Here is a 6,288-nt window from a genome sequence, read left to right as displayed (position 1 = left end):
GGGGGGGGGGGGGGGGTGGGGGGGGGGGGGGGGGGGGGGGGGGGGGGGGGGGGGGGGGGGGGGGGGGGGGGGGGGGGGGGGGTGGGGGTGGGGGGGTGGGGGGGGGGGGGGCGCTTCAGCCGCGCGGGAGGGTGGCCACCACCGTGTACGAGTCCTGCGTGCGCGTCGCCGTCAGGGTTCCGCCCAGGCTGCGCACGCGCTCGGACATGCTCGCCGTGCCCGAACCCGCCGAGACGGGGGCCCGCTCCGGGGTGCGCACCGCCAGGCCGTTGCTGACGGCGATCCGCAGCTGCGGGCCGTCCGCCTCGATCGACACGTCGATGGTCTGCCCGCAGGCGTGCTTGGCCGCGTTGGTCAGGCATTCCTGCACCACCCGGTAAACCGCGGCCTGACGCAGCGGCGACAGCCCGTGCACCTGCGGATCCAGGGTCAGCCGGACGGGGGAACCGGCCCGGCCGCTCTCCTCCGCCAGGGCCGGCAGACCGTCCACCCCCGGGGTCGAAGCCCGTTCCCCGCGCTGCACGATGATCTCGTTGAGCACCAGATGGGCCCGGCGCGCGGTGTCGGCCAGCTCCTCGAAGTCCTTCGCGTGCGCCGTCTCCCGCGCCCGCACCGACAGCACTTCGGAGCGCACCGTCAGCAGCGTCAGCTCCCGGCCGACGAAGTCGTGGACGTCGCGGGCGACCGAGGTGCGCTCCTGCTGGACCGCCTGCAGGACGGCCGCCTCGGCGCGCCGGGCGGCCAGCTCGCGCACCAGGTCGTGCCGGTAGGCGGCGATGCCGACGGCCGAGGCGAGGACCCCGATCGGCACGACGAGGCCGAGGAAGGAGCTGAGGGTCGCGGCGTGCGGCTCGGGCCAGCCGGGGACGCTGAAGACGATCAGCGCGAAGGCGACGTACCCCAGGGTGGCCAGGACCGCGGGGCGGCGCCCCCGGAAGCGGCCGACCGAGTAGAGCGCGAACTGAATCAGCGTCAGTTCGTGCAGCCAGCCGATGAACAGGAGCGCGGTCACGTACGAGACCCAGGGCGACCGGCGGCGCACCACCAGGCCGGAGCATCCGGCGGCGAGGACGACGGCGGCCATCGGGCCGCTGAGCGAGTTGTCCGCGGCGGCCAGACCGGGCAGGTCCAGCGCCATCAGCCCCAGGCAACTCAGTGCGGTGAGCACGTCAAGCGCCCGGGGTGATCCGGCCCAGCTCTCGCCGAGCCGGCGGCCGGCGGCCGCGGCCCGGTGGAGCGCCGAGGCGACGGGCGGGACGTACATGCCTTCCATCATCCGTGCTCACCGGGGGGTATCGGATCAGCCAACCAGGCCGAAAACGTGATGTCCGACACGCCAGGACAACTCGGGACAACCTCACGCCTCGGCCCCCGGGCAAGGTGCTCGGGGGCCGAGGGCTCAGCGCACGTACGCGCTACTCGTACGCGTTACGCGGCGGGCAGGGTCTCCAGCTGGGCCTGGATGCGGGCGATGTCCGCCTCCGCCTTGGCCAGCCGGCCCTTGATCTTGTCCACGACGTTGTCGGGGGCCTTGGCCAGGAAGGCCTCGTTCCCGAGCTTCGCCTCGGCCTGCTGCTTCTCCTTCTCGGCGGCGCCGAGGTCCTTCGTGAGGCGCTTGCGCTCGGCGGCCACGTCGATGGTGCCCGACAGGTCGAGTGCGACGGTGGCGCCGGCGACCGGAAGGGTCGCGGTGGCGCTGAACTCGTCGCCCTCCGGCTGGAGGCGCAGCACCTGGCGGATGGCCGCCTCGTGCGCGGCCAGCGCGGTGCCGGACAGGTCCAGGCGGGCCGGGACCTTCTGCTTGTCGTCGAGACCCTGCTCCTTGCGGAACCGGCGGACCTCGCGGACGAGCGCCTGGACGCCCTCGATCTCGGCCTCGGCGGCGTCGTCGCGGAAGCCCGAGTCGTTCGGCCAGTCGGCGATCACGAGGGACTCGCCGCCCGTCAGCGTGGTCCACAGCGTCTCGGTGACGAACGGGACCACCGGGTGCAGCAGCCGCAGCATGACGTCGATGACCTCGCCGAGGACCCGGCTGGAGACCTTGGCCTGCTCGCCGCCCGCGAAGAACGTCGTCTTCGACAGCTCGACGTACCAGTCGAAGACCTCGTCCCACGCGAAGTGGTACAGCGCCTCGCTGAGCTTCGAGAACTGGAAGTCCTCGTAGTACGCGTCGACCTGAGCGACCGTCTTGTTCAGACGGGACAGGATCCAGCGGTCGGTGGCGGACAGCTGCTCGGCCGGGGGCAGTTCGCCCTCGATCGTGGCGCCGTTCATCAGCGCGAAGCGCGTGGCGTTCCAGATCTTGTTGGCGAACTTGCTGGAGGCCTGGACCCAGTCCTCGCCGATCGGCACGTCGGTGCCCGGGTTGGCGCCCTTGGCCAGGGTGAAGCGGACGGCGTCGGAGCCGTACTTGTCCATCCAGTCCAGCGGGTCGACGACGTTGCCGAAGGACTTCGACATCTTCTTGCCGCGCTCGTCGCGGACCAGGCCGGTCAGCGCGATCGTCTTGAACGGCGCCTCGCCGTCCATGGCGTACAGGCCGAACATCATCATCCGGGCGACCCAGAAGAAGATGATGTCGTGGCCGGTGACCAGGACGTCGGTGGAGTAGAACTTCGCCAGGTCCGGGGTCTTCTCCGGCCAGCCGAGCGTGGAGAACGGCCAGAGGCCGGAGGAGAACCAGGTGTCGAGGACGTCGGTGTCCTGGTGCCAGCCCTCGCCGGTGGGCGCCTCGTCGTCCGGGCCGACGCAGACGATCTCGCCGTCCGGGCCGTACCAGACCGGGATCCGGTGGCCCCACCACAGCTGGCGCGAGATGCACCAGTCGTTGAGGTTGTCGACCCAGTCGAAGTAGCGCTTCGACATCTCCTCGGGGTGGATCGAGACCCGGCCGTCGCGGACGGCGTCGCCGGCGGCCTTGGCCAGCGTCTCGACCTTGACCCACCACTGCAGCGACAGGCGCGGCTCGACGGTGGTGGAACAGCGCGAGCAGTGCCCGACGGAGTGCAGGTACGGGCGCTTCTCGGCGACGATCCGGCCCTGCTCGCGCAGCGCACCGACGACCGCGGAGCGGGCCTCGAAGCGGTCCAGGCCGAGGAAGGGGCCGTGGACGGTGATGTTGCCGTGCTCGTCCATGATCGTCATGGAGGGCAGGTCGTGGCGCTGGCCGATCGCGAAGTCGTTCGGGTCGTGTGCCGGGGTCACCTTGACGCAGCCGGTGCCGAACTCGGGGTCGACGTGCGTGTCCGCGACGACCGGGATGGAGCGGTCGGTGAGCGGCAGCTTGATGAGCTTGCCGACCAGGTGCTTGTAGCGCTCGTCGTCCGGGTGGACGGCGACGGCCGTGTCACCGAGCATCGTCTCGGCGCGGGTCGTGGCGACGACCAGGGTGTCCTCGCCCTCGCCGTACTTGATCGAGACGAGCTCGCCCGCGTCCTCCTGGTACTCCACCTCGATGTCGGAGATGGCCGTCAGACAGCGGGGGCACCAGTTGATGATGCGCTCGGCGCGGTAGATCAGCTCGTCGTCGTAGAGCTTCTTGAAGATCGTCTGGACGGCCTTGGACAGGCCCTCGTCCATGGTGAACCGCTCACGGGACCAGTCGACGCCGTCGCCGAGGCGGCGCATCTGGCCGAGGATCTTGCCGCCGTACTCTTCCTTCCACTGCCAGACCCGCTCGACGAACTCCTCGCGGCCCAGGTCGTGGCGGGACTTGCCCTCCTCGGCGAGCTGCTGCTCGACCTTGTTCTGGGTGGCGATGCCGGCGTGGTCCATGCCGGGCAGCCACAGCGACTCGTAGCCCTGCATCCGCTTGCGGCGGGTCAGGGCGTCCATGAGCGTGTGCTGGAAGGCGTGCCCCAGGTGCAGGGAGCCGGTGACGTTCGGCGGCGGGATGACGATGGTGTACGCGGGCTTCTCGCTCGCGGGATCCGCCGTGAAGTACCCACGCTCTACCCAGCGCTCGTAGAGCTTCCCCTCTACCTCGGCCGGAGCGTACGCGGTCGGCAGTTCGGAGTTGGGGCTGCTGGGTGTCTGCGTGTTCTCGGTCACGAGGCACAGGATACGGGCGGTCCCGCCTCCGTTACGAATCCATACCACACCCGCCCGCTCGTTGACCTGCCCATGACGATCGGGCTCACTGTGACCATGAACGACATCACCGGGCGGGCCGCACCGGGCCCCGCCGCCCCGCCGAGGAACAAGCGTGTGCTCAAGACGGCCGGGACGGTGCTCGGCCTCGCGGCGGGCGTGGTGCTGGGGCGGGTGGCCATGAACGCCGTGCTCGGCGACGGAGACGGCGCCGCCGCGGACGCGGGCCGCTACCGGCTGGCGGCGCCGGACACCTTCCAGGGCCTGACGCTCCAGGACTCCGGTCCGCGCGTCGAGGCCGTCAAGAGCGGCCAGGGGCCGGCGAAGCCGGGCACGACCAACGTCGCCGTCGTGTACGCCGACCCGTCGGGCAGCGCCCATCTGGTGATCAGCGGCGCGTACGGCCGGTTCGGCGACCAGGACCCGGGCGCGGCACTGACCCGCACCCTCCAGGACATGGGGAAGGTCACGGGGATCACGACGCAGGAGGCCGGCACCCCGGCGGGCGGCGCCATGCGCTGCGGCACGCTCGACGTGGGCTCCGGCGCGGGGACGCTGCCGCTGTGCATGTGGGCCGATCACAGCACGCTGGTGACGGTCACCGTCCCGATCGAGAACCAGCCCGTGGCGATGGACGCGCTCGCGTCGCAGGCCCGGGCGCTGCGGGGTGCGATGGAGGTCCCGGCGGCGTCGTAGTTCCGTAACGCCTGGGCCCCCGGCGGCCGGAGCTGCACGGACTTCGGCCAAGATATGAGGAACATAAGAAAGTCCTAAAGGGGGACACGGGTATGAGTTACAACCAGCCGGGACCGTACGGACAGCAGCCGCAGCCGGGACCGTATGGCGGTCAGCCGCCCCAGCAGCCCGGTCCGTACGGGCAGCCCGCCCCGCAGCCCGGCTACGGCTACCCGCAGCAGCAGCCCCCGCAGGGCTACCCCCAGCAGCCGCAGCCGCAGCCGGGCTACGGCTACCAGCAGCCGGGCATGCCGCCGCAGCAGCCCCCGTACGGCATGCAGCCGCCGAAGAAGTCGAAGGCGGGCGTGGTGATCGCGGTCATCGTCGCGGTCGCGGCGATCGGCGGCGCCGGCTGGTACTTCACCAAGGGCGCCGGCGCCTCGGGCTCGGTCTCCTCCGCCACGAAGGGCTACAAGCTGAGCTACCCGGCTTCGGTCGACAGTTACGCGAAGAACGAAGACGCGGTGGGCGCCGCAAAGAGCGACACTCCGCTCACGGGCGAGCAGAAGACCAAGGCCGAGGCCATCGGCATCAAGGACCCGCACCAGTCCAGCCAGCAGTACGTGAGCGGCCCCAAGGGCAAGGCCAAGCAGATGACCGCGAGCGGTTTCTGGGGGCAGATCGACGACCCGGAGAAGGCTCTCGACGGGTACTTCAACTCGATCGGCGCACCCAATCCGGAGACCGACAAGCTCGGCCTTAAGTACGAAAAGGTCGGCTCCCCCAAGGCGTTCACGCCGGACGGGTTCAATGGCGCCGTCATGAAGTGCGTCGAGGTCAAGATGACCGCGACGAAGTCCACCAAGCCCGGCGAGCCCAACTCGATCGTGGTCCCCACCTGCGCCTGGAGCGACTACTCGACGCTCGGCGCGGTCAACCACATGGACCAGACCACGATCCTGACCGGCGGCAGCCAGGGCACCCTGGAGGACGTCTCGAAGCTGGCGGCGAAGCTCTACAACACGTCGCGCACCAAGGTCTGATCAGACCACTGCCCGGCGCGGGGCAGGTCCCCGCGCCGGACCGGGATTCACGCACCTGCCAGACCACACGCCCTCTGCGCCTGGTCGGCCCGCACCCCGATGTTCAGCAGATAGCTGAGACAGCTGCCGTAGGCGATCGGTGAGGAATGGGCCCCTGTTTCACAGCCCGACTCAATCTTGGGGCCGACCTTGTAGCCCTCCTCATGCAGGTAGTACTGACAGTCGCCTTGATCGGCCGAGGCGGGCGAAGCCGCCATGAGCGGCAGGGCAGCCGCGGCGAACGCCGCGACCACAACGCCGACTGCGCGCTTCTTCATCTTCACGTCTCGCACCCTTTCGACAAAACGTTCGAGACAAAGTTGATCAAGAAGGCGCCGGTCGCACCAGTCACCTCGGACCCGACGTCCGATGAACGGTCGAGATGGTCCAGAAATAGAGGAGGGGCGCCCCCCCTGCACCGCGGCCCCCACCCGCGGAGTGC

The 6,288-nt window shown here is 70.4% G+C and carries 5 protein-coding genes; 2 read left to right on the top strand and 3 right to left on the bottom strand.

What is annotated here, in order from left to right:
* Nucleotides 1–115: 115 nt before the first annotated feature.
* Entirely contained in the window at nucleotides 116–1,264 is a 1,149-nt protein-coding gene (locus tag ACFXA3_RS23840) for a sensor histidine kinase (RefSeq protein ID WP_385189857.1), read from the bottom strand.
* A 164-nt stretch (nucleotides 1,265–1,428) separates the two neighbouring features.
* The gene (locus tag ACFXA3_RS23835; RefSeq protein WP_385189854.1) at nucleotides 1,429–4,050 is read right to left on the bottom strand and encodes a valine--tRNA ligase; all 2,622 of its coding nucleotides are present in this window, start codon (nucleotides 4,048–4,050) and stop codon (nucleotides 1,429–1,431) included.
* Nucleotides 4,051–4,146: 96 nt separating this feature from the next.
* On the opposite strand from ACFXA3_RS23835, the gene ACFXA3_RS23830 reads away from it, so the two are divergent.
* Both ACFXA3_RS23830 and ACFXA3_RS23825 read left to right on the top strand, forming a co-directional pair.
* The gene (locus ACFXA3_RS23830) at nucleotides 4,147–4,785 is read left to right on the top strand and encodes a hypothetical protein (RefSeq protein ID WP_385189851.1); all 639 of its coding nucleotides are present in this window, start codon (nucleotides 4,147–4,149) and stop codon (nucleotides 4,783–4,785) included.
* A 92-nt stretch (nucleotides 4,786–4,877) separates the two neighbouring features.
* Complete coding sequence (locus tag ACFXA3_RS23825; RefSeq protein WP_385189849.1) at nucleotides 4,878–5,807, top strand: hypothetical protein; 930 nt, start codon at nucleotides 4,878–4,880, stop codon at nucleotides 5,805–5,807.
* 47 nt (nucleotides 5,808–5,854) lie between these two features.
* Here the strand turns inward: ACFXA3_RS23825 and ACFXA3_RS23820 are convergent, their stop codons facing one another.
* Complete coding sequence (locus ACFXA3_RS23820; RefSeq protein WP_385189846.1) at nucleotides 5,855–6,130, bottom strand: hypothetical protein; 276 nt, start codon at nucleotides 6,128–6,130, stop codon at nucleotides 5,855–5,857.
* Between the last annotated feature and the right edge of the window lie 158 nt (nucleotides 6,131–6,288).

Source organism: Streptomyces sp. NPDC059456 (assembly GCF_042750055.1).
Lineage (GTDB): Bacteria > Actinomycetota > Actinomycetes > Streptomycetales > Streptomycetaceae > Streptomyces.
Note: the sequence above shows the minus strand (reverse complement) of the source record. Positions and strands in the feature narration are given on the sequence as shown.

What these genes read in the sequence shown, in the direction of transcription:
- ACFXA3_RS23825 (WP_385189849.1), top strand. Translation starts at nt 4,878, where the DNA reads ATGAGTTACAACCAGCCGGGACCGTACGGACAGCAGCCGCAGCCGGGA.
- ACFXA3_RS23840 (WP_385189857.1), bottom strand. Translation starts at nt 1,264, where the DNA reads ATGTACGTCCCGCCCGTCGCCTCGGCGCTCCACCGGGCCGCGGCCGCC.
- ACFXA3_RS23830 (WP_385189851.1), top strand. Translation starts at nt 4,147, where the DNA reads ATGAACGACATCACCGGGCGGGCCGCACCGGGCCCCGCCGCCCCGCCG.